Annotated in this window: 21 protein-coding genes; 9 read left to right on the plus strand and 12 right to left on the minus strand. The window is 72.0% G+C overall.

Features of this window, described 5'->3' with window-relative positions; all coding sequences use genetic code 11:
* Positions 1 to 6: 6 nt before the first annotated feature.
* Together ABL310_RS09565 and ABL310_RS09570 are read left to right on the plus strand one after the other, a co-directional pair.
* Positions 7 to 435 (plus strand): hypothetical protein, encoded by a 429-nt coding sequence (locus tag ABL310_RS09565; protein WP_349371445.1) that lies wholly within the window; start codon positions 7 to 9, stop codon positions 433 to 435.
* Positions 428 to 1,141: a hypothetical protein gene (locus ABL310_RS09570; RefSeq protein ID WP_349371446.1), complete on the plus strand. Its 714-nt coding sequence runs from the start codon at positions 428 to 430 to the stop codon at positions 1,139 to 1,141. Before ABL310_RS09565 ends, ABL310_RS09570 begins: the two co-directional genes overlap by 8 nt.
* 14 nt (positions 1,142 to 1,155) lie before the next feature.
* Here the strand turns inward: ABL310_RS09570 and ABL310_RS09575 are convergent, their stop codons facing one another.
* Positions 1,156 to 2,358 carry an AI-2E family transporter gene (locus tag ABL310_RS09575; protein WP_349371447.1) on the minus strand — a complete coding sequence of 401 codons (1,203 nt, stop codon included), beginning with the start codon at positions 2,356 to 2,358 and terminating at the stop codon, positions 1,156 to 1,158.
* 76 nt (positions 2,359 to 2,434) lie between these two features.
* Positions 2,435 to 3,376: an acetamidase/formamidase family protein gene (locus ABL310_RS09580; RefSeq protein ID WP_349371448.1), complete on the minus strand. Its 942-nt coding sequence runs from the start codon at positions 3,374 to 3,376 to the stop codon at positions 2,435 to 2,437.
* Positions 3,377 to 3,545: 169 nt separating this feature from the next.
* Here ABL310_RS09580 and ABL310_RS09585 point away from each other — a divergent pair, with 169 nt between their 5' ends.
* The 3 genes from ABL310_RS09585 (at position 3,546) to ABL310_RS09595 (ending at position 8,865) form a co-directional block, all read left to right on the plus strand.
* On the plus strand, positions 3,546 to 4,385 hold the full coding sequence (locus ABL310_RS09585; RefSeq protein ID WP_349371449.1) for a TrkA C-terminal domain-containing protein: 840 nt from the start codon (positions 3,546 to 3,548) through the stop codon (positions 4,383 to 4,385).
* 74 nt (positions 4,386 to 4,459) lie between these two features.
* Entirely contained in the window at positions 4,460 to 5,707 is a 1,248-nt protein-coding gene (locus tag ABL310_RS09590; RefSeq protein ID WP_349371450.1) for an efflux RND transporter periplasmic adaptor subunit, read from the plus strand.
* Complete coding sequence (locus ABL310_RS09595; protein WP_349371451.1) at positions 5,704 to 8,865, plus strand: efflux RND transporter permease subunit; 3,162 nt, start codon at positions 5,704 to 5,706, stop codon at positions 8,863 to 8,865. The genes ABL310_RS09590 and ABL310_RS09595 overlap by 4 nt, the downstream gene beginning before the upstream one ends.
* 9 nt (positions 8,866 to 8,874) lie before the next feature.
* On the opposite strand, the gene ABL310_RS09600 is transcribed toward ABL310_RS09595, so the two are convergent.
* The 7 genes from ABL310_RS09600 to ABL310_RS09630 form a co-directional block, all read right to left on the minus strand.
* Positions 8,875 to 9,762 carry a glycosyltransferase family 2 protein gene (locus tag ABL310_RS09600; protein ID WP_349371452.1) on the minus strand — a complete coding sequence of 296 codons (888 nt, stop codon included), beginning with the start codon at positions 9,760 to 9,762 and terminating at the stop codon, positions 8,875 to 8,877.
* A gap of 7 nt (positions 9,763 to 9,769) precedes the next feature.
* Entirely contained in the window at positions 9,770 to 10,411 is a 642-nt protein-coding gene (locus ABL310_RS09605; RefSeq protein ID WP_349371453.1) for a methyltransferase domain-containing protein, read from the minus strand.
* 78 nt (positions 10,412 to 10,489) lie between these two features.
* On the minus strand, positions 10,490 to 11,362 hold the full coding sequence (gene rfbA, locus ABL310_RS09610; RefSeq protein WP_349371454.1) for a glucose-1-phosphate thymidylyltransferase RfbA: 873 nt from the start codon (positions 11,360 to 11,362) through the stop codon (positions 10,490 to 10,492).
* Positions 11,359 to 12,264, minus strand: coding sequence for a dTDP-4-dehydrorhamnose reductase (gene rfbD, locus ABL310_RS09615; RefSeq protein WP_349371455.1), 906 nt, complete (start codon positions 12,262 to 12,264; stop codon positions 11,359 to 11,361). Before rfbD ends, rfbA begins: the two co-directional genes overlap by 4 nt.
* 8 nt (positions 12,265 to 12,272) lie before the next feature.
* Complete coding sequence (gene rfbC, locus ABL310_RS09620; protein ID WP_349371456.1) at positions 12,273 to 12,827, minus strand: dTDP-4-dehydrorhamnose 3,5-epimerase; 555 nt, start codon at positions 12,825 to 12,827, stop codon at positions 12,273 to 12,275.
* Positions 12,827 to 13,897: a dTDP-glucose 4,6-dehydratase gene (gene rfbB / locus ABL310_RS09625; RefSeq protein ID WP_349371457.1), complete on the minus strand. Its 1,071-nt coding sequence runs from the start codon at positions 13,895 to 13,897 to the stop codon at positions 12,827 to 12,829. Before rfbB ends, rfbC begins: the two co-directional genes overlap by 1 nt.
* Positions 13,898 to 14,223: 326 nt before the next feature.
* Positions 14,224 to 15,579, minus strand: a complete 1,356-nt coding sequence (locus ABL310_RS09630; RefSeq protein ID WP_349368221.1) for an IS1182 family transposase — start codon at positions 15,577 to 15,579, stop codon at positions 14,224 to 14,226.
* Positions 15,580 to 15,744: 165 nt separating this feature from the next.
* Here ABL310_RS09630 and ABL310_RS09635 point away from each other — a divergent pair, with 165 nt between their 5' ends.
* From ABL310_RS09635 to ABL310_RS09650, 4 genes are all read left to right on the plus strand, one after another.
* Positions 15,745 to 16,593, plus strand: a complete 849-nt coding sequence (locus tag ABL310_RS09635) for an NAD(P)-dependent oxidoreductase (protein WP_349371458.1) — start codon at positions 15,745 to 15,747, stop codon at positions 16,591 to 16,593.
* Positions 16,593 to 18,104, plus strand: a complete 1,512-nt coding sequence (locus ABL310_RS09640; RefSeq protein ID WP_349371459.1) for an aldehyde dehydrogenase family protein — start codon at positions 16,593 to 16,595, stop codon at positions 18,102 to 18,104. The genes ABL310_RS09635 and ABL310_RS09640 overlap by 1 nt, the downstream gene beginning before the upstream one ends.
* A gap of 97 nt (positions 18,105 to 18,201) precedes the next feature.
* Complete coding sequence (locus ABL310_RS09645; protein ID WP_349371460.1) at positions 18,202 to 18,618, plus strand: RusA family crossover junction endodeoxyribonuclease; 417 nt, start codon at positions 18,202 to 18,204, stop codon at positions 18,616 to 18,618.
* Entirely contained in the window at positions 18,615 to 19,313 is a 699-nt protein-coding gene (locus ABL310_RS09650) for a hypothetical protein (protein WP_349371461.1), read from the plus strand. The genes ABL310_RS09645 and ABL310_RS09650 overlap by 4 nt, the downstream gene beginning before the upstream one ends.
* Positions 19,314 to 19,353: 40 nt before the next feature.
* Here the strand turns inward: ABL310_RS09650 and ABL310_RS09655 are convergent, their stop codons facing one another.
* From ABL310_RS09655 to ABL310_RS09665, 3 genes are read right to left on the minus strand one after another with little or no spacing between them, the layout of a single operon-like run.
* A complete protein-coding gene (locus tag ABL310_RS09655; RefSeq protein WP_349371462.1) occupies positions 19,354 to 21,012 on the minus strand; it encodes an ABC transporter ATP-binding protein in 1,659 nt (552 codons plus the stop codon).
* 13 nt (positions 21,013 to 21,025) lie between these two features.
* Entirely contained in the window at positions 21,026 to 21,946 is a 921-nt protein-coding gene (locus ABL310_RS09660; protein WP_349371463.1) for an ABC transporter permease, read from the minus strand.
* Positions 21,943 to 22,881 carry an ABC transporter permease gene (locus tag ABL310_RS09665; RefSeq protein WP_349371464.1) on the minus strand — a complete coding sequence of 313 codons (939 nt, stop codon included), beginning with the start codon at positions 22,879 to 22,881 and terminating at the stop codon, positions 21,943 to 21,945. Before ABL310_RS09665 ends, ABL310_RS09660 begins: the two co-directional genes overlap by 4 nt.
* Positions 22,882 to 22,922 lie beyond the last annotated feature (41 nt).

Here is a 22,922-nt window from a genome sequence, read left to right on the forward strand (position 1 = left end):
TGAGAGATGCAGGTCGACAGCGGCGTTCCGCAGAGCGAGAACCTAGTCTATCGCGGAAGCAAGAAGCACAAGCTGTGGCGTCCGGACGGCGGGTTTGGAACGATCTGCCCCGCCTGGACGCATCAGAGCATCGGCGGCGGCTTCGCGGGAGATCCGGATCGGCATCCTTGGCGGTCGACGATCGCGCATCAGCTCCTTGGCGTCAGCCTCCGTGATTCTCGCGGGCGTCGTTACGCTGCCGCGAAAGGCATCGCGTTCGAGGCGCAGATAAGCAATGATGGAACCTGGCACGGCTATCCGATCCCTTGGATCGACGTGCCGCCGGCAATCCAGGACGCGTTGATCGATGCCGGGCAGGCGACCCGGCGTGATCTGAGGCGGCAGGCACGCCCCGATCCGCGCGACCGCTTCCGGGCTTCGACCGACGATGACTGACGCCTTCCGCGCCGGCGACCCGGACGCCTTCGAGATCGCGATCCGCTGGATCGCGGACCCGGACCCCGTGCGCGACCGGCCGGCCGGATACGGCTGGTCCATGGGCGAGCTGTCGCTCACGGTCGCGGGGCGACCGGTGACCGCCGCGACGACGCCCTCGGGATCGGCGCCGGCCGTTCGCTGGTACCTCGCGCCGGTCCTCGGCTGGCTCGCGGACGAATGGGAGAGCCTGCTCGGGGAAGAAGCCTATCCCTGGCCGGAGGCGGCGGAGACGCCCGCCGCGCTCGCCTGCGGCCGCGCTCTCGATAGGCTTCTCGGGGCCGAGGACGCGGCGGATCGCGCGCTCTTCGCGCAGGCGCACGACTGGTACGCGCGGCATGGGCTTCGAAACGCCGCCGCAGGCGGGATCTTTCCCGATCTCTTCATGCGTCGCTTCCGCGACGCCGTCGAGATCTCCTGGTCGGGCGAGCCCGCCTTCTTCGCGCCGGACGGGCTCGATATCGGAGGGCAGCCCGGCTGCGTGCGGCTCGCGCCGGAAGAGGTCGGGGCGCCCATGCGCCAGGCGCTGCGCTGGGCGATCGAGAACCCGCCCGCGGACGCTGCCCTCTTCCCGGATGGCTGGACGGCGTTCCGCCGATCCCTCGCCCGCGTCGCCGAAGCCTCGCCCGCGCGCCACGCGCGCTCGGGCGCCCACGCGCCGCCCTGATCACCCCGCCCCGATCACCCCGGCGTCTTCCCCGTCTCCCGCTCGTCCTCCTCCACCGTCTCCCGCGTCTCCTCGCCCTCGCTCTCCTCGTCCCCTTCGTCCTCCTCCCCGGTGTCCTCCCCCGGCACGCTCGTCTCCTCGCCGAGCGCCTCGCGCATCCACAGCATCTTCACCAGCACCATGATCGCCACCGCCATGGGCACGGCGAGGAAGACGCCGAGGAAGCCCCAGATCAGGCCGAAGCCGACGATGGCGAAGAGGGCGAAGGCGGGGGCGAGGCGCACGGCCGCGCGCTGGATCAGCGGCAGGAACACGTTGCCCTCGAGCTGCTGCACCACCGTCACCACCACGATGGTCCACAGCACGGCGTTCAGCCCCTCGTTGAAGGCGAACACCACCGCCGGCGCCGAGCCGATGAAGGGGCCGAGGAACGGGATGAAGTTCGTTATCCCCGCGATCAGGCCGAGCGCCGCGGGGGCGGGGAGGCCCACCCACCAGAAGCCGAGCCCGGTGAGGATTCCCACCAGCGCCATCGAGACCAGCTGGCCGAAGAACCAGAGCTTCAGCGCGTTGCCGGTGGTGAGCAGCGCCGAGTCGATCCGCTCCTGGTGCTCGTGCGGGAAGAGGTGCACGATCCCGCGCCTGTAGAGCGCCGGGTCGTAGGCGAGATAGATCCCCGCCACGATGACGATCAGCGCGTCGACGAGGCCGCCGAGCACGGTGAAGCCGATATTCGCCGCCCGGCTCATCAGGGTCGAGCCGTCGCCCCCCGCGGCGGTGAAGCGCTCCTCCAGCCGCTCCACGGGGTTGTCGATGTCGAAACGGTCGCCGAGGGTGCGGATCGCTTCGGGCAGCCGCTCGATCACGTCGCGCACCTGGCCCTGCATCGTCGCCCAGAAGAAGTAGCCGAAGCCGGCGATGAGGGCGATGAGCAGGACGAGCCCGACATAGAAGGCCGCATCGCCCGAGAGGCCCGGCAGGCGCGCCACCTGGTCGACGAAGGCGCGGATGATGATGCCGAGCAGCAGCGCCCCGAAGGCGAGCACCAGAACGTAGGCGAACTGGTAGACCGCGAAGGCCAGCGCCGCGACGAGGAGAACGATCAGAACCTTGCGCACGAACGGCGTCTCCGCGCCGGCGAAGCCGCGCGGATGGGCCGGGCGGGCGCCCGGGCCGAGTCGTCTCGTGGGATGTGTGCGCGGGCTCTCGTCCGCCATCCGCTCTCCTCTCGCGGCGGGGCAACGAGAGGCGGAACGGGGTGGTTCCGGAAAGCGTAGCGGTTCGACCGCGTGCTCAGCCCCGGGCGAGCAGATCCTTGGCCAGCATGCAATGGACGCCCTTGTTGCCGTTGACCACCTGCGTGACGCGCAGGTCCGCGGCGAGGCTCGCCAGCATGTAGGCGTCCTCCCGCGAAATGCCGGCACGGTCCACGATCAGGTCGATCATCTCGCGCAGCGCGATGACCACGCAATCGTCGAGGTCGGGGTCGAAGGCCATGGTGATCCAGTGCGTCGGCGTCTCGGCGAGCGGCCAGGCGAGCCGCATGTCGTTGCGGGCGTGGAGCTCGAACGTGCCGACGAGGCCCGTCTCGATCGCGGTGATGCAGACCTCGCCGTCGCCCTGGGCGCCGTGCCCGTCGCCGACCGAGAAGTTTCCGCCGTCCACGAAGGTGGGGAGATAGAGCGTCGTGCCGGCGACGAGCTCCTTGTTGTCGAGATTGCCGCCGTTGCGGCGCGGCGGCAGGGTCGAGAGCGCGCCCCATGCCGTCGGCGGGGCGACGCCCATCACGCCGAAGAAGGGCGAGAGCGGCAAGTCCAGCCCCCAGGAGAGGCGCGCGACGTTCTTTTCGCGGTCGAGGGGGATGTGCACGCAGCGCGGCGTTTCGAAATCCTCCGGCAGGGCGCCGCGCTGGGGGCCGAGCGTGTTGTAGCCCCAGTCGTAGTGCAGGTCGATCGCTCGGATGCGCACCTCCAGCACGCCGCCCGCCTTCAGCCCGCGCACGGCGACGGGCCCAGTGCAGATGTGGCCCGGCAGCTTCGGGGCGAGCGCGGAGTGGATCGCCGAGAGCGCCGGGGGGATGGCGAAGGGCGCGCCCGGCATCACCTCCGGTGCGCCCGAGACGGTGGAGATCGTCACCGTCTCGCCGCTGTCGATCGTCAGGCGCGGCGCGAGCGCGGCGTCGAAATAGCCCCAGTGGACGGTCTCGGGCGCGGCGTCGAGGCGGTGATGGCTCATGGGGGCGTCTCCCGGATGCGATGCGTGGGGCGAAGGCTTACAGGCCTCGCACGGGCCGTGCCAGCGCGCGAACCGGAAGGCGGCTTTCGCCTGCGCGCCCGCTCGCCGGGACAGCGGCGCGACCCTCCGGCGCGGGAACCTGAGCCGCCGCCGCGCCGTCGTCCCCGGCATGATCGCCGTCACGACCCTCATCGTCGTCCTGTTCCTGTCCCTCATCGTCGTGCGCATCGCCGCCGAGGCGCTGGTCCTGACCGGCATGGCTCGGGAGGCGGCGCGCTTCCAGGCGCGCTCGGCCTGGACCGGCACCGGCTTCACCACCGCCGAGGCCGAGCAGGTGGTGCGCCATCCCGTGCGGCGGCGGATCATCGGCATGCTGATGGTGGCGCGCGGGGCGGGTCTCCTCACCGCCGCCTCGACGCTGATCCTCTCCTTCGTCGGCGTCGAGGACCGCGACACGGGTTTCCTGCGCATCGCGGTGCTCGCGGCGGGGATCGTCGCGGTCTGGCTGATCTCGCGCTCGGCCGCCATCGAGGCCTGGATGTCGCGCGTCATCGCCCGCGAGCTCAAGAAGCGCACCGACATCGACGTGCGCGACTATGCCGGGCTCCTCCACCTCGCCGGCGAGTACGCCATCATCGAGCTGATGGTCGAGGAGGGCTCCTGGCTCGCCGGGCGCACGCTGGGCGATCTCGCGCTGCCCGACGAGGGCGTGCTCGTGCTGGGCGTCGCGCATCCCGACGGGACCTATCTCGGCGCGCCCCGCGGCGCCACGCCCGTGCGGGCGGGGGACATCCTCGTCCTCTACGGCCGCGCCGGCGAGATCGCCCGGCTCGGCGAGCGCAAGGCGGACCCCGCCGGCGTCGTCTCCCGCCGCGAGGCGGTGGCGGAGGAGGAGGCGGTCGAGCGCCGCGAGGGCACGCGCGACGGCGACGGCGCCCTGCCGGGGATCGACGAGCCGCGCATCGACGCCCCCGGCATCGGTGAACCACCGGAGGGGTCTCGCTCTTGACCCGGCGCGCGGCGAGACACGACCATGCCGCGCGCCGCCGACGGGCGGCGCGATAATGCGAACCGGACGATTTCATGACCAAGTCGACCCTCATCGCGGCGGCCGTCGCGGCGGCGCTCGTCGCCTGGATCGCCTCGGGCTATCTCCTCGACGGCGCCGAGCCCGCCCCGCCGCCGGCCGCGCCCTCGGCGGCGCGCGAGCCGTTCCCCGTCGAGGTCCGGCGGCTCACGGCGGAGCCCGTCACCCGCGCGCTGATCAACCAGGGCGAGGTGCTGCCGAACCGGGAGGTGACCCTGCGCGCCGAGGTCGCCGGGCGCCTCGCCGAGATCGCCGCGCCCGAGGGAACGCGGGTCTCCGAGGGCGATCTCGTGGCGCGCATCGATCCGGGCGATCTGCCGGCGCGGCGCGAGGAGGCGCAGGCGCTGCTCGATCAGGCCGAGGCGGATTACGAAGCGGCGCTGGAGCTCGAGGAGCGCGGCGTCTCCACCGCCCAGCGCCTGCGCGAGCGCTTCACCGCGCTCCAGTCCGCCCGCGCCACGCTGGAGCGCATCCGCCGACAGATCGAGGACGCCACGATCGAGGCGCCCTTCGGCGGCATCGTCAACGCCGTCGCGCTGGACGAGGGCGAGTTCGTGCCGGTCAACGGCGAGATCGCGACGCTCATCGACAACGATCCGCTCATCGTCAGCATCGACGTGCCGCAGCAATCGATCGGGCAGGTGCGGGTCGGCCAGCCGGCGCGGGTGACCTTCGTCACGGGCCGGGTCGCAGAGGGGGCGGTCTCCTACGTCTCCGCCGCCGCCGAGCGGCAGACGCGCACCTTCCGCGTCGAGGTGACGGTGCCGAACGCGGAGGGCGAGACGCCGTCCGGCATCAGCGCCGAGACCCGCATCCCCATCGAGGAGGTGCCCGCGCATTTCTTCTCGCCGGCTTTGCTCTCGCTCTCCGCGGAGGGCCAGCTCGGCGTCAAGACCGTCACGGAGGAGGGCGTCGTCGCCTTCCATCCGGTCGACATCGTCCAGGCCCGCGCCCAGGGCGTCTACGTCGCGGGGCTGCCGGAGGAGGTGGCCCTGATCACGGTGGGGCAGGGCTTCGTCGAGGCCGGCGAGCGGGTGCGCATCGTCGAGGCGCAGGCCGTCGAGGCCGCGCCGCAGCCCGGCGCCTCGCTGCCCGAGGACCCGCTCCCCCTCGGCGCCCTGCCGTCGCCCACGGCCCCGCCGCCCGCGCCTCGGCCGACGCCGGAGCCGGGGGAGCCGGACGAGACCGGCGCGCTCGGAGGCGGCGGGCTCGGGGACCGCGCCCTCGGGGAGCCGGTCCGATGAACGCCATCATCGACGCCGCCTTCTCGCGCACCCGTTCGGTGGTGATGCTGCTGGCCTTCGTGCTCACGCTCGGGACCGTGTCCTACGTCGTCATCCCCAAGGAGAGCGCGCCGGACGTCCCGATTCCCATCGTCTACGTCTCCGTCGCCTACGAGGGCATCGCGCCCGACGACGCGGAGCGGCTCCTCGTGCGCCCGCTCGAGAGCGAGCTCCAGTCGCTGGAAGGCCTCGACGAGATGAGCGCCACGGCGGCGGAGGGCTACGCCTCCGTCCAGCTCGAGTTCGAGGCGGGCTACGATTCCGACGAGGCGCTGGACGCCGTGCGCGAGGCCGTCGACCGCGCGCAGCCCGAGCTGCCGGCGGGCGCGGAGGAGCCCGTCGTCCAGGAAGTGAACATCGCGCTCTTCCCGATCCTCACCGTCGTCCTCTCCGGCCCGATCCCGGAGCGGGCGCTCGTTTCCATCGCCAACGACCTGCAGGACCGGATCGAGGGCCTCGCCGGCGTGCTCGAGGTCGATATCGGCGGGGACCGCGACGAGCTGCTCGAGGTGCTGATCGACCCCGTGGCGCTGGAGACCTACGGCATCTCGTTCGAGGGTCTCGTCCAGCAGATCCAGCGCAACAACCGCCTCATCGCCGCGGGCGCGCTGGAGAACAGCGCCGGGCGCGTGGTGCTCAAGGTGCCCGGCGTCATCGAGGACGTGGAGGACGTGCTCTCGCTCCCCGTCAAGGTCGTCGGGGACACGGTGGTGACCTTCGCCGACGTCGCCGTGCCCCGGCGCACCTTCCGCGACCCGGAGGGCTTCGCGCGCATCGACGGCCAGCCGGCCGTGGCGCTCGAGGTGAAGAAGCGCATCGGCGCCAACATCATCGAGACGGTGGAGGCGGTGCGCGCCCTCGTCGCCGAGCGGCAGGAGACCTGGCCCGCGGCGCTCTCCGTCTCCTACCTGCAGGACGAGTCGAAGCAGATCCGCACCATGCTGGGCGACCTGCAGAACAACGTCCTCTCCGCGATCGTCATCGTGATGATCGTGATCATCGCGACGCTCGGCCTGCGCACGGCCTTCCTCGTCGGTCTCTCCATCCCCGGCGCGTTCCTCGCCGGGATCGTGGCGATCTACTTCCTCGGCTACACGCTCAACATCGTCGTCCTGTTCTCGCTGATCCTCGTCGTGGGCATGCTCGTCGACGGCGCCATCGTCACGACCGAGCTCGCCGACCGGCGCATGGCCGAGGGCGCGCGACCCCGCGAGGCCTATGCCCACGCCGCCAAGCGCATGGCCTGGCCCATCATCTCTGCCACCGCGACGACGCTCGCCGTGTTCCTGCCGCTCCTGTTCTGGGGCGGGGTCGTCGGCGAGTTCATGAAATACCTGCCGATCACGGTGATGCTGACGCTCGCCGCCTCGCTCGCCATGGCGCTCGTCTTCATCCCCGTGCTCGGCGGCATGTTCGGCCGGCCCGGCGCCCAGGGCGAGCGCCAGCTGGCCGCCTTGCGCGCGGCGGAGGGCGGCGATCTCGACGAGATCGGCGGCGCCACCGGCGCCTACCTGCGCGGCCTGCGCTGGGCCGTGGCGCGCCCGGCGCTCACCCTCGTCCTCGCCTTCGCGCTCCTCGTCGGGGCCATCGCCGCCTACGGCGCCTACGGGCGCGGCGTCGAGTTCTTCCCCGAGGTCGAGCCCGATTTCGCGCAGATCCAGGTCCAGGCGCGCGGCAACCTCTCCGTCTGGGAGAAGGACGCGCTGGTGCGCCGCATCGAGACGCGCGTGCTCGACCTGCCGGCGCTGGAGCACGTCTACGCCCGCACGGTGAGCGGCTCCCAGGGCCGCCAGCTCGCCGAGGACGTCATCGGCGTCATCCAGCTCGACCTGCACGAATGGGACGTGCGCCCGCCCGCGGCCGAGATCCTGGCCGACATCCGGGAGCTGACGGCCGACATCCCGGGCGTCAAGCTCGAGATCCGCGAGCAGCAGGGTGGCCCCGGCCAGGGCAAGCCGGTGGAGCTGCGCGTCACCGGCCGCGACGGCGACGGCCGGCTCGCGCGCGCGACAGAGATCGTGCGCGAGACCATGGTCGAGCTCGGCGGCTTCGTCGACGTCGCGGACACGCGCCCGCTCCCGGGGGTCGAGTGGGAGCTCGTGGTCGATCGCACCGAGGCCGCGCGCTACGGGGCGGACATCGCCCTCCTCGGGCAGGTGGTGCAGCTCTTCACGACCGGTCTCCAGGTCGCCGAATACCGGCCCGAGACGGCGGAAGGCGAGGTCGACATCCGCGTGCGCTTCCCGGCGACGGACCGCTCCCTCGCCCAGCTCGAGCAGCTGCGCATCCCCACCGGCCAGGGTCTCGTGCCGATCCGCAATTTCGTCGAGTTCCGCCCCACCCCGCGGACGGGCACGATCCAGCGCGTCGACGCGCGCCGCGTGATCACGATCACCGCCGACGTCACGGAGGGCCTGCTCGCCTCCGAGCGCACCGCCGCCCTGCGCGCGGCCCTCGACGGCGCGGACCTGCCGGCGGGGGTGAGCCTCGTCTTCGCCGGCCAGGACGAGGAGCAGCGCGAGGCGGCCTCGTTCCTGTTCCAGGCCTTCGGCGCGGCGATCTTCCTGATGCTGATCATCCTCGTTACGCAGTTCAACAGCCTCTACCAGGCCGCGCTCGTGCTCTCGGCGATCGTGTTCTCGACGGCGGGGGTGCTGATCGGGCTCCTCGTCACCGGGCGGCCCTTCGGCGTGGTGATGGGCGGCATCGGCGTGATCGCGCTCGCCGGCATCGTCGTGAACAACAACATCGTCCTCATCGACACCTACAACGACCTCCTGCGCCGCGGCCTCGACCCGGTCGAGGCGGTGCTGCGCACCGGCGCGCAGCGCCTGCGGCCGGTGGTGCTCACCTCGGCGACGACGGTCCTCGGCCTGACGCCGATGGTGCTCGGCGTCAACATCGACCTCGTCGGCCGCGAGATCCTCGTCGGCGCGCCCTCGACGCAATGGTGGACCGAGCTTGCGAGCGCCATCGCCGGCGGCCTCGCCTTCGCCACCGTGCTGACCCTCGTCCTCACCCCGGCGATGCTGGTGCTCGGCGCCCGTGTCGGCGCAGCGGGGGATCGGCTGGCGGAGCGCTTCCGGCGGCGCGGCGCGGAAGCGGAGGCGGCGGAGTAGGTCGCCGCCTCACTCCAATCCTTCGCGCGCGATCGCCCGCTTGCCGCGCAGGAAGTCCCGGGCGCCGGCGAGCGTGCCGGCGTGCCGTTCCATGCGCTTGCGGTTGCGAACCAGCGCCGCGAGGGCGAGCTTCACGGCCGAGCGGGCGATCCACGGCCACGGGCTCTCGCGGCGTCCCCATTTCCGGGCGACGTAGAGGCGCGACCAGGCCATGTGGTAGCGGACCTTGAACGTCCGGCCGGGGCGCGGGCTGGAGGATCGTCCCCGCAGGTGCCGCGCCACCGCGCCGTCGACATGGACGAGGGCGCGCCCGCGCGCGGCGACCCGGGCGCACAGGTCGTCGTCCTCGTAGAAGAGGAAGATGTCCGCGTCGAAGCCGCCGAGCGCGAGGAACAGGTCCCGCGGCGCGAGCAGGCAGGCGCCGGAGAGGAAGGGGGCGCAGCAATCCCCCTCGATCGTCCATTTGCGGCCGCGGACATTGTGCAGGAAGGGCGAGAGCGACGAGCGCATGGCGAAGAAATGGCGTCCGTCCGGCTCGATCAGACGCGGGGCGAGAAGGCCGGCGTCGGGATAGAGGCGGGCGGCGGCCAGGAGCGCCGCGACGGCGCCGGGCTCGAAGGTCAGGTCCGGGTTGACGAGGAGCACGAAGGGCGTCGCCGCTTCCTGCACGCCGATGTTCATCGCGCGGCCGAAGCCCTCGTTGCGCGGGCTGGCGATCACCCGGGCGCCGGCCTCCTCCGCCACCTCGCGGGACGCGTCGAGGGAGGCGTTGTCGACGACGATCGCCGGCACGCCTTCGGCGGCGAGCGAGGCGAGGCAGGCGCCGAGCACGCCGGCGCTGTCGTGGCTCACGACGATCGCCGTGAGCGTCTCCCCATGGGCGAACGTCTCCGCCATCCCGGCCTCAGCGTCGCTCGGCGACGACGAGATGCTGCTTGATCATCAGCTCGTCGAGGCCGCGGAAGGTCAGCCGGGAGAGGAGCGCGCGCCCGCTGAGCGGCTTCCAAGGGTGGGCGTTGCCGGCATGGATCACGGGCAGCCCGCCGCTCTCCGCGAGCGCGATCGCGGTGTCGCGCACGAAGAAGCGCAGATGCGTGCGGTCGAGCAGGCCCGCGTCGCGGTAGTGGAAATCCCCGCGCAGGGCGAGGTTTCGGATGAACTTCCAGTTCCGGACGTTCGGCACGCTGACGATCAGCCGCCCGCCGGGCGCGATCAGGGCGGAAAGCCGGGACACCGTGGTCCACGGATCGACGAGGTGCTCCAGCACGTCGAGGCACAGGACGAGATCGAGGCTCTCGGGCGCGATGCGCTCCTCCAGCGGAAGGCCCTGCACGTCCCCGGTCCAGATCGCGTCGCAGACGGAGCGTGCCGCCTCGGCGGAGGCCGGCACGTATTCCACGCCGCCCGCCCAGGCGACCTCCCGCTGCGATTTCACGAAGGCCGTCGTCGCGCCGTCGCCGCAGCCGACGTCGAGCATGCGCGAGACCCGCGCCGGCAGATGCGGCGCGATCTCCGTGCGCGCGGTGGCGTAGTAGCGGCGATCCATCTCGGCTCCGTCGGGGATGCGGCCCGCCCCGGCTGTACGGGATGGCGCACGCCGGCGCAATGTCGCAGCCGTGGCGGCTCACTCCCGCGCCACGGATTCCAGATAGGCGCCGTATTCCGACTTGCCGAGCGCTCGCGCCATGGCCAGCACGTCCTCGCGGCCGATCCAGCCGAGCTGATAGGCGACCTCCTCGGGGCAGGCGATCCGATGGCCCTGGCGCTTCACCAGCGCGCGAACGAACTCGGAGGCCTCGAGCAGGCTGTCCGGGGTGCCGGTGTCGAGCCAGGCGTAGCCGCGGCCGAGGCGGGCGACGCGGAGGTCGCCGCGCGCGAGATAGGCGCTGTTGACGTCCGTGATCTCGAGCTCGCCGCGCGCCGAGGGCCGGATGCCGCGGGCGATCTCGACGACGTCCGCGTCGTAGAAGTAGAGCCCCGTCACCGCCCAGGACGAGCGCGGCGCCTTCGGCTTCTCCTCGATGGAGAGCGCCCGGCCCTGCGCGTCGAACTCGACGACGCCGTAGCGCTCGGGGTCGCTGACGCGATAGGCGAAGACGACGGCGCCGCCCGACTCCGCCGCGGCGCGCGCGCGGGCGAGCTCCTCGGGCAGGCCGTGCCCGAAATAGACGTTGTCGCCGAGGATCAGGGCCGACGGTCCGCCGGCCACGAAGTCCGCCCCGATGTGATAGGCCTGTGCCAGCCCCTCCGGCCGCTCCTGTGCGGCGTAGGACAGGGACAGCCCCCATTGCGTCCCGTCGCCGAGGAGCGCCCGGAAGCGCTCGACGTCGGGCGGGGTGGTGATGACGAGGATCTCCCGGATGCCGGCCAGCATCAGCGTCGTGAGCGGGTAGTAGATCATCGGCTTGTCGTAGACCGGCAGCAGCTGCTTCGAGACGACGTGCGTCATCGGGTAGAGCCGCGTTCCGGAACCGCCGGCGAGGATGATGCCCTTCATGTCCGCTCCTTTTCCGGGTCGGCGCGCGCGGCGAGGGCGCTCGCGACGACCTCTCCGATCGGCGTGCGCCAATCGGGCAGCGCCACGCCGTAGGCCCGCGCGATCCGGGCGGTGTCGAGCCGCGCGTCGGCGGGACGCGCCGCCGGCGTCGGATACTCGGCCGTCGCGATGCGGCGCACGCGGGCGTGCGGCCCTCCGCGCGCGGCGCTCTGCGCGAAGATCGCCTCGGCGAAATCCGCCCAGGTCGCCTCGCCGCGGCAGGTCGTGTGAAACACGCCGACGAGGCCGGGAGCGGGATCGCGGGCGAGCCGCAGGCCGACCGCGAGCGCGCCCTCCGCCACCGCGGACGCCGGCGTCGGCGCGCCGCGCTGGTCGGCCACGACCGCGACCTCCTCGCGCTCGGCCGCGAGCCGGAGCATCGTCGTCAGGAAGTTGCGCCCGCCCGCCGAATAGACCCAGGCGGTGCGCAGGATCGCGTGACGCGGGTTCGCCGCCGCCACGGCTGCCTCTCCCGCGGCCTTGGACCGGCCGTAGGCGTTCTGCGGCGCGATCGCGTCGCTCTCGCGGTAGGGCCGGCCGAGGCGCCCGTCGAAGACGTAATCCGTCGAGATCTGGACGACCGGCGCGCCGAGCTCCGCCGCGGCCGCGGAGACGGCGCCCGCGCCGTCGGCGTTGATCCGAAGGGCCCGCGCCTCGTCGGCCTCCGCGGCGTCGACCGCCGTGTAGGCGGCCGCGTTGATCACGACGTCGGGGCGCGCGCGCGCCAGCGCCGGGGCGATCGTCGCGGGCTCTTCGAGGTCGAGTTCCGGCCGCCCGATGGCGACGATCTCGACGTCGGCGGTCGCGAGGCACTGAAGCGCCCGAGCCACTTGTCCGTCCCGCCCCGTGACGACGACCCGCATGGCGCGCCTCACCGGAAATAGGCCGGCAGGTCCGCGAGGAGCGGATGCCGGCGGTCCTTGTCCGACAGGATCAGGCGCTCCGGCGGCAGAGGCCAGGCGATGCCGAGCGCGGGATCGTCGAAGGCGATGCCGTGGTCATGGGCAGGCGCGTAGGGCGCGCTCACCTTGTAGAGCACCTGCGTGCCCGGCTCGAGCGTGACGAAGCCGTGGGCGAAGCCGACGGGCACGAGAAGCTGGCGGCCGTCCTCCGCCGAAAGCTCCACCGCGATATGGCGCCCGTAGGTGGGCGACGCGCGGCGGATGTCGACGGCGACGTCCAGGATGCGCCCGCGCACGACCCGCACCAGCTTGTCCTGCGCGAAGGGCGGGCTCTGGAAATGCAGACCGCGCAGCGTGCCCGTCTCGGCGGAGAGGGATTCGTTGTCCTGCACGAAGTCGATCGCGATGCCGGCCTCCACCAGCGCCTCGCGCTTCCAGGTCTCGGCGAACCAGCCCCGCGCGTCGCCGTGGCGCTTCGGGATGATGATCTTCACGGCCGCGATCTCGGTCGCCTCGATGCGCATCAGCCCGCTCCCGCTCCCGCCCCGAGCCGCTCGCCGCGATAGACGCCCGTGCGCACCCGCTCCCACCAGGCGCGGTTCTCGATATACCAGCGCACGGTCTCGACGACGCCGTCCTCGAAGCGACGCGTCGGCTCCCAGCCGAGCTCGCGCGCGGCCTTGCCGGCGTCGATGGCGTAGCGGGCGTCGTGTCCCGGACGGTCGGCGACGTAGGTGATCAGCCGCTCGCGCGGGCCGATGGCGGGATCGGGCGCGAGCCTGTCGAGCGCGGCGCAGACGGCGTGCACGACGTCGATGTTGCGCCGCTCCGCGCCCCCGCCGATGCAGTAGGTCTCCCCCGGCCGGCCGCGCGCGGCGACGGTCGCGAGCGCAGCGACGTGATCCTCCACGTGCAGCCAGTCGCGCACGTTCTCGCCCCGCCCGTAGACGGGCAGCGGCTTGCCCTCGAGCCCGTTGAGGATCATCAGCGGGATCAGCTTCTCCGGGAATTGGTAGGGGCCGTAATTGTTGGAGCAGTTGGTGACCAGCGTCGGCAGCCCGTAGGTGTGCGCCCACGCCCGCACGAAATGGTCGCTCGACGCCTTCGAAGCCGAATAGGGCGAGCGCGGGTCGTAGGCCGTGGTCTCGCTGAAGGCGCCCTCGGGTCCGAGCGAACCGAAGACCTCGTCCGTCGAGACGTGGTGGAAGCGAAAACGCGCGCGCCGCGCCTCCGGCAGCCTGCGCCAGTGCCTCAGGGCCGCCTCGAGCAGAGCCACGGTTCCCACGACGTTGGTGCGCACGAAGGCGGCGGGGCCGTCGATGGAGCGGTCGACATGCGTCTCCGCCGCGAGGTGGACCACGAGATCCGGGGAGAAGCTCTCCACCGTCTCGTCGACCGCGCGCTCGTCGGCGACGTCCGCCCGGACGAACGAGACGCGCGGATCCCGCGCCACCGGCTCGAGGGAATCGAGGTTGCCCGCGTAGGTCAGCGCGTCGAGCACCAGCACCGTGTCGGTCGTCTCCCGGACCAGATGGCGCGCGAGCGCCGAGCCGATGAACCCGGCGCCGCCGGTGATGAGGGTGCGTCTCGACATTTTCGTCCTTGCATGGCGCGGCCTTCGGCGAGCCGACGCGGGCAATCTAGACGACGGGAACACGGGCGGAAAGCCGAGGTATGAGAGATCAACGAGACTTGATAACCCGACTCGAACGCCGCCATCGACCAGACTGAGTCCACCGGACTTATGCCTGTGCGCTCCTCGAGAACGGCTGCCGCGAGGTGGCGGTGACCGGCTCGCATGCGGTCGGCGTCGGACGGCTGCCGGCCGTCCACCACCGGTCCAGGCGGTCTAGGAGGCTGTCCAGCTAATTCGTTCTGCGACGCGAGTGCGTTTCGTTCGCGGGACGCGTTCGCCCCGTCTCATCCGGCCGGCCTCGGTCGGTTGTGAGCGGCGACGAGCTTCGCGATGTTGTGAGCGGTGCAGACGAGCGCCCATTCGGCCCTGACGGCGCCGAGGCCGCGCAAGAGGAGCTGGCGCATCCCGCGATCCTGCTTGATCTGCCCGAAGACGGGCTCGACGACCTGCTTGCGCAGCCTGTAGCGGCTGCGCCGCCCGGCGCGGGCGAGCGTCTCGGCCATGGCCCGGGTCAGGGGTGATTTCGAGAGGCGCCGCTCGGTCGCCGGGACCCCGGTGGCGTGCTTGGCGCGGCCGACGGCGACGTAGGCGCGGATGCGGCGCGCCTTCAGGGCGCCGAGGTTCGCCTCCGAGCAGAAGCCGGCGTCCGCCGAGATCTCGCGGGGCTTGGCTCCGAGATTGCGGCGCACGGCGTCCACCAGGGGGACGAGGGCGTCGACGTCGCCCGGATTGCTCTGGAGGCGGTGGGCGACGATCACCTGGTGGGCGGCGTCGACGGCGATCTGGGCGTTGTAGCCCTGGATGAAGCCGTCGCGGGTCGGCTGGATGCGGCTGTCGGGGTCGGTGAAGTTGCGCTGCGCCTTGTCCGGCGGGCCGCCGTCGGGCGCGCGCTTGGGCCGCCCGCGATCCTGCATGCCGCTGGAGGGACCGGGGCCGTCCTCGTCCTCGCCGCCCGCCGGCGCCGCCGCCTCGGCCTCCAGCGCGGCCTTGGCCGCCCGGATCCGCTCCAGCCGGCGCAGCTTGTCCGCCGCCCAGTCCGGCATCTCGTCCCCGCGCCGCTCGCCGTGCGCGGCATCCTCCTCGCGGTCCGCCGTCTCGGCCCGGTCGAGCCAGCCCGCCACCGCATCGGCCAGCGCCGGCTCCGCGCTCTTCATGCGGCCATAGCTCATCGCCTTGTGCCGCGAGGCGTTCGCCTTGATCTTCGTGCCGTCCAGAGCGACGTGCCCGAGCTGCACCAGTCCCGCCGCCCGGCACAGGCGCAGCACCTGCTCGAACAGGCGCCCCAGCGCCTTGAGATGGCGCTTGCGGAAGTCCGCGATCGTGCGGAAGTCCGGCCGCTGCAGGCCCGTCACCGCCATGAAGTCGACCCGCTCCTCGCAGGCTCGCGCCAGCTGGCGCGAGGAGTAGACCCCGCGGCTGTAGCCGTACAGCAGAAGCGCCACCATCATCGCCGGATGATACGGCGGATAGCCTCGCAGCTCGATGTAGGCGCTCAGGATATCCCGCAGATCCAGCCCCTCACGCACCGTCTCGCGCACGAAGTGCGCCGCGTGCCCAGGCGGGACGAAGTCGTGAATGGACGGCGGCAGAAGCCAGCTCTGCTCGACATCCCAGGGGCGAAACGTCTTGCTCGTGCTCATGAAACAAGAGAATCACGACCGGATTCCCACGTCCAGAAAATTACTCGGACAGCCTCCTAGCCCTCGTGTGCAGGCGCCGATACGGCGTTCGAGGGCGCGGACGCGCGCCGGGCACGGGCTCTGCTAGGCTACGCGTACGGCGAGACCGGCAGGGGAGCGATCCGCATGCGCATCGGATGTGTGGGGCTGGGCGCGATGGGGCGGCCGATGGCCGAGCGGCTGGCGGCGGCGGGCCACGCGGTGAGCGGCTACGACCGCGACGGGACGCGGTCCGCATCGGGTGTCGCGCCGGCGCGGAGCCTCGACGACGTTCTCGACGGCGCGGAGGCGCTTCTCCTGTCGCTGCCGGATTCGCCCGCGGTGGAAACGGTGACGGGGGACGTCCTCGCCAAGGCGCGCCCGGGGCTCCTCGTCGTCGACACCTCGACCGCGGATCCGCTCTCCACCCGTCGCCTGCAGGCGCAGGCCGCCGAGCGCGGGGTCGGCTTCGTCGACGCGCCGGTCTCCGGCGGTGCGAAGGGCGCGGCCGAGGGCCGGCTCCTCGCCATGCTCGGCGGGGCGGACGCCGATCTCGACCGCGCCGAGGCGCTGCTCGCGCCGCTGACGCGCCAGGTCGTGCGCTGCGGCGGCCCGGGCGCGGGGAACGTCGCCAAGCTCGTCAACAACCTGCTCTGCGCCGCCCATCTCCTGATCGCCGGCGAGGCGCTCAGGCTCGGCGAGGCTGCGGGGATCGACCCGCAGGCGCTCGCCGCGGTGCTCGCCGCCGGCTCCGGCCGCTCGGCCGCCACCGAGACCAACCTGCCCGCCTGGGTGCTCTCCGGCGCCTACGACAGCGGCTTCTCCATGGGCCTGATGGCGAAGGACGTGCGCCTCGCCCGCGGGCTCGCCGGCGAGGTCGCGGCGCTCGGGCCGCTCGCCGAGGCCGTGGCGACGCTGGTCGCCGAGGGCGAGGGGCGCTTCGGCGCGGGGGCGGATTTCAACCGTCTGGTCGATCTCGGACGGGGAGAATCGTGATGCGCGCGGACATCCTGCATAAGCACTGGCCCGAGGCGATCGGCAGCCTGATCGAGGGCGCGATCGTGCCGGGGGAGGGCGAGCCGATCGCGCTGATCGATCCCGCGACCGAGGAGACCCTCGCCGTCTACGCCGATGCCGGCGCCGGCATCGGCGAGCGCGCCCATGCGAGCGCCGAGCGCGGCGGCGCCGCCTGGCGGGCGCTCGCGCCCTCCGCCCGCGGCGCGATCCTCGCCCGCGCCGCCGACCTCGTCGTGCGGGACGCGCAGCCGCTGGCCGAGGTCGAGGCGCTGGTCGCCGGCAAGCCGATCCGCGACGCGCGGGCGGAAGCCGGGCGCGTCGCCGAGATGTTCCGCTACTATGCGGGCTTCGCCGACAAGATCGAGGGCCGGGTCGTCCCGGTCGCGTCGGGGCACCTCACGCTGGTGACGCCCGAGCCGCTGGGCACCATCGTGCAGATCACGCCCTGGAACGCGCCGCTCTTCACCGCCGGCTGGCAGCTCGCCCCGGCGCTGGCGGCGGGCAACGCGGCGATCCTGAAGCCGTCCGAATGGACGCCCGTCACCTCGCTCATGCTCGGCCGCCTCCTGATCGAGGCCGGCGTGCCGGCCGGCGCGATCGCGGTGATCGCCGGCTTCGGGCGCACGGCCGGCGCGGCGCTCGTCGCCGATCCGCGCTGCGGCAAGGCGGTCTTCGTCGGCTCGGTCGCGAGCGGCCGCAGGGTCGCGGCGCTGGCCGCCGGCGCGGGACGGCCGTCGCTGCTCGAGCTCGGCGGCAAGTCGGCCATGGTCGTCTTCGCAGACGCCGATCTCGCCGGCGCCGCCACCTGCGCCCAGGGCGCGATCTTCGCCGCCGCCGGGCAGAGCTGCACGGCCGGCTCGCGGCTCCTCGTCGAGCGCCCCGTCTACGAGCGCGTTCTCGGCTGGCTCGCCGAGGGCGCCGCGAAGCTGCGCGTCGGCGATCCGCTCGACCCGCAGACCGAGATCGGCCCGCTCCAGAACGCCCGCCAGCACGCCAGCGTGCGCGCCGCCATCGCGGCCGCGCGGGAGGCCGGCGCGCGGCTCGTCCTCGGGGGAGGGCGGCCCGCCGCGCTCGGCGAGGGGCCGGGCTTCTTCGTCGCGCCGACGATCTTCGCCGACGTCGCGCCCGACACGGCGATCGCCCGCGAGGAGATCTTCGGCCCCGTCCTCGCCGTGATCCCCTTCGAGGGCGAGGAGGAGGCGCTCGCCCTCGCCAACGGAACGGAGTTCGACCTCGCCGGCGCCGTCTGGTCCCGCGACGGCGCGAAGGCCCTGCGGGTCGCGCGGCGCCTGCGGGCGGGCTCGGTCTGGGTGAACGGCTACCGCACGCTCTCCGTCCAGGCCCCCTTCGGCGGCATGCGCGGCTCCGGCTTCGGCCGCTCGTCGGGCGCCGAGGTCCTGGCCGAGTACACCCAGGCGAAGAGCCTGTGGATCGAGACCGCGGCGCAGCCGGTGTTTCCGTTCGGGTATGGGCCGGCGGCGACCGACTGAGACGGCGTCACAGGCGCGAAGCCCGGTTCAGGTTGACATCGGGCTTGAGGTGCAACATAGGATAAACCGCCGACTGAAGAAGCACAGGACAGCAGGGGTGGAGCCCGAGTTTCCATTCGAGTTCATCGTGCTCGGAACCCCCGTTTCCTTTCAACGCGCAAACTCCGCTGCGCGGCAGGCGTGGCGGGAGCAGGTGCGTGCCGCGAGCGCCCGGAAGCTCCCGGAAGGGCATTTCGCCACCGACCAACCTCTTGCGGTGACGATGTACTATTTTCCTGAAGACCGCATGGTGGGCGACATCGACAACATCATCAAGCTCACGCTCGACGCTCTGCGGAGGCACGTCTATCTCGACGACGATCAGGTCGAGCGCATCGTCATCCAGAAATTCGAGCGCGATCGTGATTTCGCGTTCACCGATCCGAGCGAAACGCTCGCAGCTTGCATGGCCGGCCCCAAGCCCGCACTCTACATACGGATATCGACCGATCTGAACGAGGAGCTGAACCGGTGACGATTGGCTCGCGCACGCAAGCCGAGCTGCTGGCCGCCGCGGGCCGGCGGCTCTCGGCGGAGGGCTACGACGTGATCGTCGGGCCCGACAATTCGCTGCTGCCCGCGGCGCTACGCGCCCGGCGCCCAGACGCGATCGCCGTCGGTCGCGACCCGAAGCTCGTGATCGAAATCGTGAGCGAGCGCTCGGAAAGCGCGTCGCGCATGGCGGCGCTGAGGGAAGCTCTCGAAGCCGCACCGGGCTGGAAGCTGCATGTGGTGCTCGACCGCACGTCGCCGGCCTCGACCATGCCCAGTGTCGCCGACGACGAAATTCACGCCGTGCTGCAAAGCGTCTCGCAGATCGCAGGTGTGGCGCCGGCCGCGGCGGTCATGCTCGCCTGGTCTGCTCTCGAAGCCCTCGTGCGCAGGCGCAGGCCCGAGACGTTCGCCCGACCGCAATCGCCCGCCCGGATCGTCGAGCATCTCGCGGCCGAAGGCATCGTATTGCCTGGCGACGCGGCATTCCTTCGTGAGATGGCCGCCTCGCGGAACGCCGTCGCTCATGGCGACCTGCAGACGACGGTCAATCCCGCCGCCATTCACCGCATGGTGGCCCTGGTGCGTGACCTCGCTGCGTCGCCTGAGCTGGCTCTACAGGAGGACGTGGCAGACGACATGCCGAACGCCGCTTCGCCGGGCTTCATCGGGAGCTGACCTTCACGCAGCGCCGCCGTCGACGATCGCGCCCGAGCCCCTACTCCGCCGCCTGCGGGTCCCCCAGATGCCGGCCCGGCGCGGCGGCGAGCAGCGCGCGGGTGTATTCGTGCTTCGGGTCGAGGAACAGCTCCCGGGTCGGGCCCTCCTCCACCACCTCGCCACGGCGCATCACCGCGATGCGGTCGCAGATCTGGGCGGCGACGCGCAGATCGTGGGTGATGAAGAGCAGCGCGAGATCGAACTCCCGCTTCACCTGGTCGAGGAGCTCCAGCACCTGCTTCTGCACCGAGACGTCGAGGGCCGAGACCGCCTCGTCGGCGATCAGCACGTCCGGCTCCATGGCGAGCGCGCGGGCGATGGCGATGCGCTGGCGCTGGCCCCCGGAGAACTGGTGCGGATAGCGGTCGAGCGCGTCCGGCGAGAGGCCTACCAGGCTCATCAGCCGCCGGGCGCGGGCGAGCGCCTCCTCGCGCGGCAGGCCGAAATTCATCGGCCCCTCCATCACCGAGGCGCCGACGCTGCGGCGCGGGTTGAGCGAGCGATAGGGGTCCTGGAACACCATCTGCACGCGCCGGCGATAGGGGGTCAGCGCGCGCGTCGAGAGGCCGGCGATGTCGACGCCGGCGATCTCGATCGCCCCGCTGGTCGGGTCGACCAAGCGCACGATGCAGCGCGCCACCGTGGACTTGCCCGAGCCCGATTCGCCCACGACGCCGAGCGTCTCGCCCCGGCGCACGACGAGGTTCACGTCCTTGGCCGCGAGAACGGAGGGCTGCGTCGCGCGGCCGAGCCAGCTCTTGCCGCCGTAGCCCTTGACGAGATCGCGCGTGCGCACCGCCACCTCGCCGGAGGCCGCCTTGCGCGCCGGCGGCTCGAGGCTCGGCACGGAGGCGATCAGCATCTTGGTGTAGTCGACCTTCGGATTGCGGAAGATCTCCCGCGCCGGCCCCTGCTCCACCACCTTGCCGTGGCGCATCACCACCACCTTGTCGGCGATCTCCGCGACCACGCCGAAATCGTGGGTGATGAAGAGCACGCCCGTGCGCCGGCGCTCCTGCATCTCCTTGATCAGCTGGAGGATCTGCGCCTGGGTCGTCACGTCGAGCGCGGTGGTCGGCTCGTCGGCGATGAGGATGACGGGGTCGAGCACCATCGCGGCGGCGATCATCACGCGCTGGCGCTGGCCGCCGGAGAGCTGGTGCGGATAGCGGTCGTAGAGCGCCTGCGGATCGGGCAGGTGCATGGCCTCCATGATGGCGATCACCTTCTCCCGCCGCTCCGCCGGCGAGAGACCGGTGTGGATCTGGAGCACCTCGTCGATCTGGTCGCCGATGGTCATCACCGGGTTCAGCGCGGTCGCCGGCTCCTGGAAGATCATCGCCATGCGCGTGCCGCGCAGGTCGCGCAGCCGCTCGGGGCTGGCCTCCAGGACGTTCTCGCCCTCGAGCAGGATCTCACCGCGCTCGGCCGCGAGCTCGCCCTTGGGCAGGAGGCCCATCACCGAGAAGGCGGTGACCGACTTGCCGGAGCCCGATTCGCCCACGACGCAGACGATCTCGCCCGGGCCGACGTCGAAGCTCACGCCCTCGACGGCGTAGCGCCGGTCGGCGCCGGCGGGGAGCGCCACCGCGAGGTCGCGGATGGAGAGGACCGGGCGCGAGTCTTCGTGCGTGGTCGTGCCCTGATGGGTGGTCATGCCGTCCTCCTCCTCAGCGCTGGCCGACGCGCTTGGCGAGCTTGGGGTCGAGCCGGTCGCGCAAAGCATCGCCCAGGATATTCACCGCGAGGATGGTGATCGCGAGCGCGATGCCCGGATAGAGCAGGTTCCAGGGCGCGATCTGGAAGAGGAGGCGCGCCTCCGCCACCATGTTGCCCCAGGAGGGCACGATCGGCGGCGTGCCGGCGCCGAGGAACGACAGGATCGCCTCGGTGAGCATGGCGGAGGCCGCGACGTAGGTCGCCTGCACGATGAGCGGCGGCACGCAATTGGGAAGCACGTGGCGCCACAGGAGCTTCGGCAGCGGCGTGCCGACCGACACGGCCGCCTCGACATAGGGCTCCTCGCGCACCGAGAGCACGACCGAGCGCACGAGGCGCACGACCCGTGGCACCTCGGGCACCACGATCGCGGCGATGACGGTGACGATGCTCGCGCCCGAGACCGAGACCAGCGCGATGGCGAGCAGGATGCCGGGGATCGCCATCAGCCCGTCCATGACGCGCATCACGAGCGGGTCGAGCCAGCGGATGAAGCCGGTGAACAGCCCGATGACGAGCCCGATCACCACCGCCAGCACCGCGACGGCGAGGCCCACCACGACCGAGACGCGCGCGCCGTAGACGAGGCGGCTCCAGATGTCGCGGCCGAGATGGTCGGTGCCGAGCCAATAGGCGGGGGAGGGGCCCTGCAACCGGCTCGCCGGGTCGAGCGCCGTCGGGTCGGTGGTGCCCACGAGCGGCGCGAAGATCGCGCCGAGCGCGATCACGGCGAGCACCAGGGCGGCGAGCGCCGCGAGCGGATAGCGCACGATCGCGCCGCGCCAGCCGGATTCGGGGGCGGCGTGAGCCGGCGTCGGCTCGTCGTCCGGCGGGAGGGCCTTCTCGACGGTCTTTTCGGCGACGACGGTCAATAGCGGATCCTCGGGTCGAGCAGGGTGTAGGTGAGGTCGATGATCAGGTTCAGCACCACGTAGATCAACGCGAAGAACAGGATCAGCCCCTGAATGATGGGGTAGTCGCGCCGGGTGATGGCGTCGACGACGAGCCGGCCGAGGCCGGGGATGTTGAACACGCTCTCCGTCACCACCACGCCGCCGATGAGGAGCGCGACGCCGAGGCCGATCACGGTGACGATGGGCACCGCGGCGTTGCGCAGAGCATGGCGGAAGAGCACCATGCGCTCGATCTGCCCCTTGGCGCGGGCGGTGCGGATGTAGTCCTCGTTCAGGGTCTCCAGCACGCTCGCGCGGGTGATGCGGGCGATCAGCGCGATGTAGATGCACGAGAGCGTCAACGTCGGCAGGATGATCGCCTGCGCGAAGGCGGCCGGGTCCTCGAACGGGCTGGTGTAGCCCTGCACCGGCAGCCAGCGCAGCTCGATGGCGAAGGCGTACATGAAGCCGTAGCCCAAGACGAAGACCGGCACGGAGAAGCCGAGCACGGCGAACACCATCACCGCCCGGTCGATCCAGGTGCCCGAGCGCCAGGCGGCGAGCACGCCGAGCGGCACGGCCACGACGACGGAGAACACGATCGTGGTCAGCGCCAGCATCAGCGTCGGCTCGATGCGCTGGGCGATCAGCGTGGTGACGGGAAGCCCCGTGAACAGCGATTCCCCGAGGTCGCCCTGGAGCACCTGGCCCATCCAGGTGACGAACTGCTCCCAGATCGGCCGGTCGAACCCGAAGGCCTTGCGCACGGCCTCGATCTGCTCGCTGGTGGCGGTGTCGCCGGCGATGATCGCCGCCGGGTCGCCGGACACGCGCAGCATCAGGAAGACGATCACCGCCACCACGAGGAGGACGGGGACCGTCGAGAGAAGACGCTGGACGACGAGGAGGGGCATGGTGGTCCTTCGCTACGTTGAGCCGGGAGCTCGCGCATTCC

It is taken from the genome of Salinarimonas sp., assembly GCF_040111675.1.
Lineage (GTDB): Bacteria > Pseudomonadota > Alphaproteobacteria > Rhizobiales > Beijerinckiaceae > Salinarimonas.

What these genes read in the sequence shown, in the direction of transcription:
- ABL310_RS09630 (WP_349368221.1), bottom strand. Translation starts at nt 15,579, where the DNA reads ATGAGCACGAGCAAGACGTTTCGCCCCTGGGATGTCGAGCAGAGCTGG.
- ABL310_RS09605 (WP_349371453.1), bottom strand. Translation starts at nt 10,411, where the DNA reads ATGGATCGCCGCTACTACGCCACCGCGCGCACGGAGATCGCGCCGCAT.
- ABL310_RS09565 (WP_349371445.1), top strand. Translation starts at nt 7, where the DNA reads ATGCAGGTCGACAGCGGCGTTCCGCAGAGCGAGAACCTAGTCTATCGC.
- ABL310_RS09570 (WP_349371446.1), top strand. Translation starts at nt 428, where the DNA reads ATGACTGACGCCTTCCGCGCCGGCGACCCGGACGCCTTCGAGATCGCG.
- rfbA (WP_349371454.1), bottom strand. Translation starts at nt 11,362, where the DNA reads ATGAAGGGCATCATCCTCGCCGGCGGTTCCGGAACGCGGCTCTACCCG.
- rfbC (WP_349371456.1), bottom strand. Translation starts at nt 12,827, where the DNA reads ATGCGCATCGAGGCGACCGAGATCGCGGCCGTGAAGATCATCATCCCG.
- ABL310_RS09600 (WP_349371452.1), bottom strand. Translation starts at nt 9,762, where the DNA reads ATGGCGGAGACGTTCGCCCATGGGGAGACGCTCACGGCGATCGTCGTG.
- ABL310_RS09640 (WP_349371459.1), top strand. Translation starts at nt 16,593, where the DNA reads ATGCGCGCGGACATCCTGCATAAGCACTGGCCCGAGGCGATCGGCAGC.
- ABL310_RS09580 (WP_349371448.1), bottom strand. Translation starts at nt 3,376, where the DNA reads ATGAGCCATCACCGCCTCGACGCCGCGCCCGAGACCGTCCACTGGGGC.
- ABL310_RS09575 (WP_349371447.1), bottom strand. Translation starts at nt 2,358, where the DNA reads ATGGCGGACGAGAGCCCGCGCACACATCCCACGAGACGACTCGGCCCG.
- ABL310_RS09585 (WP_349371449.1), top strand. Translation starts at nt 3,546, where the DNA reads ATGATCGCCGTCACGACCCTCATCGTCGTCCTGTTCCTGTCCCTCATC.
- rfbB (WP_349371457.1), bottom strand. Translation starts at nt 13,897, where the DNA reads ATGTCGAGACGCACCCTCATCACCGGCGGCGCCGGGTTCATCGGCTCG.
- rfbD (WP_349371455.1), bottom strand. Translation starts at nt 12,264, where the DNA reads ATGCGGGTCGTCGTCACGGGGCGGGACGGACAAGTGGCTCGGGCGCTT.
- ABL310_RS09595 (WP_349371451.1), top strand. Translation starts at nt 5,704, where the DNA reads ATGAACGCCATCATCGACGCCGCCTTCTCGCGCACCCGTTCGGTGGTG.
- ABL310_RS09590 (WP_349371450.1), top strand. Translation starts at nt 4,460, where the DNA reads ATGACCAAGTCGACCCTCATCGCGGCGGCCGTCGCGGCGGCGCTCGTC.
- ABL310_RS09665 (WP_349371464.1), bottom strand. Translation starts at nt 22,881, where the DNA reads ATGCCCCTCCTCGTCGTCCAGCGTCTTCTCTCGACGGTCCCCGTCCTC.
- ABL310_RS09655 (WP_349371462.1), bottom strand. Translation starts at nt 21,012, where the DNA reads ATGACCACCCATCAGGGCACGACCACGCACGAAGACTCGCGCCCGGTC.
- ABL310_RS09635 (WP_349371458.1), top strand. Translation starts at nt 15,745, where the DNA reads ATGCGCATCGGATGTGTGGGGCTGGGCGCGATGGGGCGGCCGATGGCC.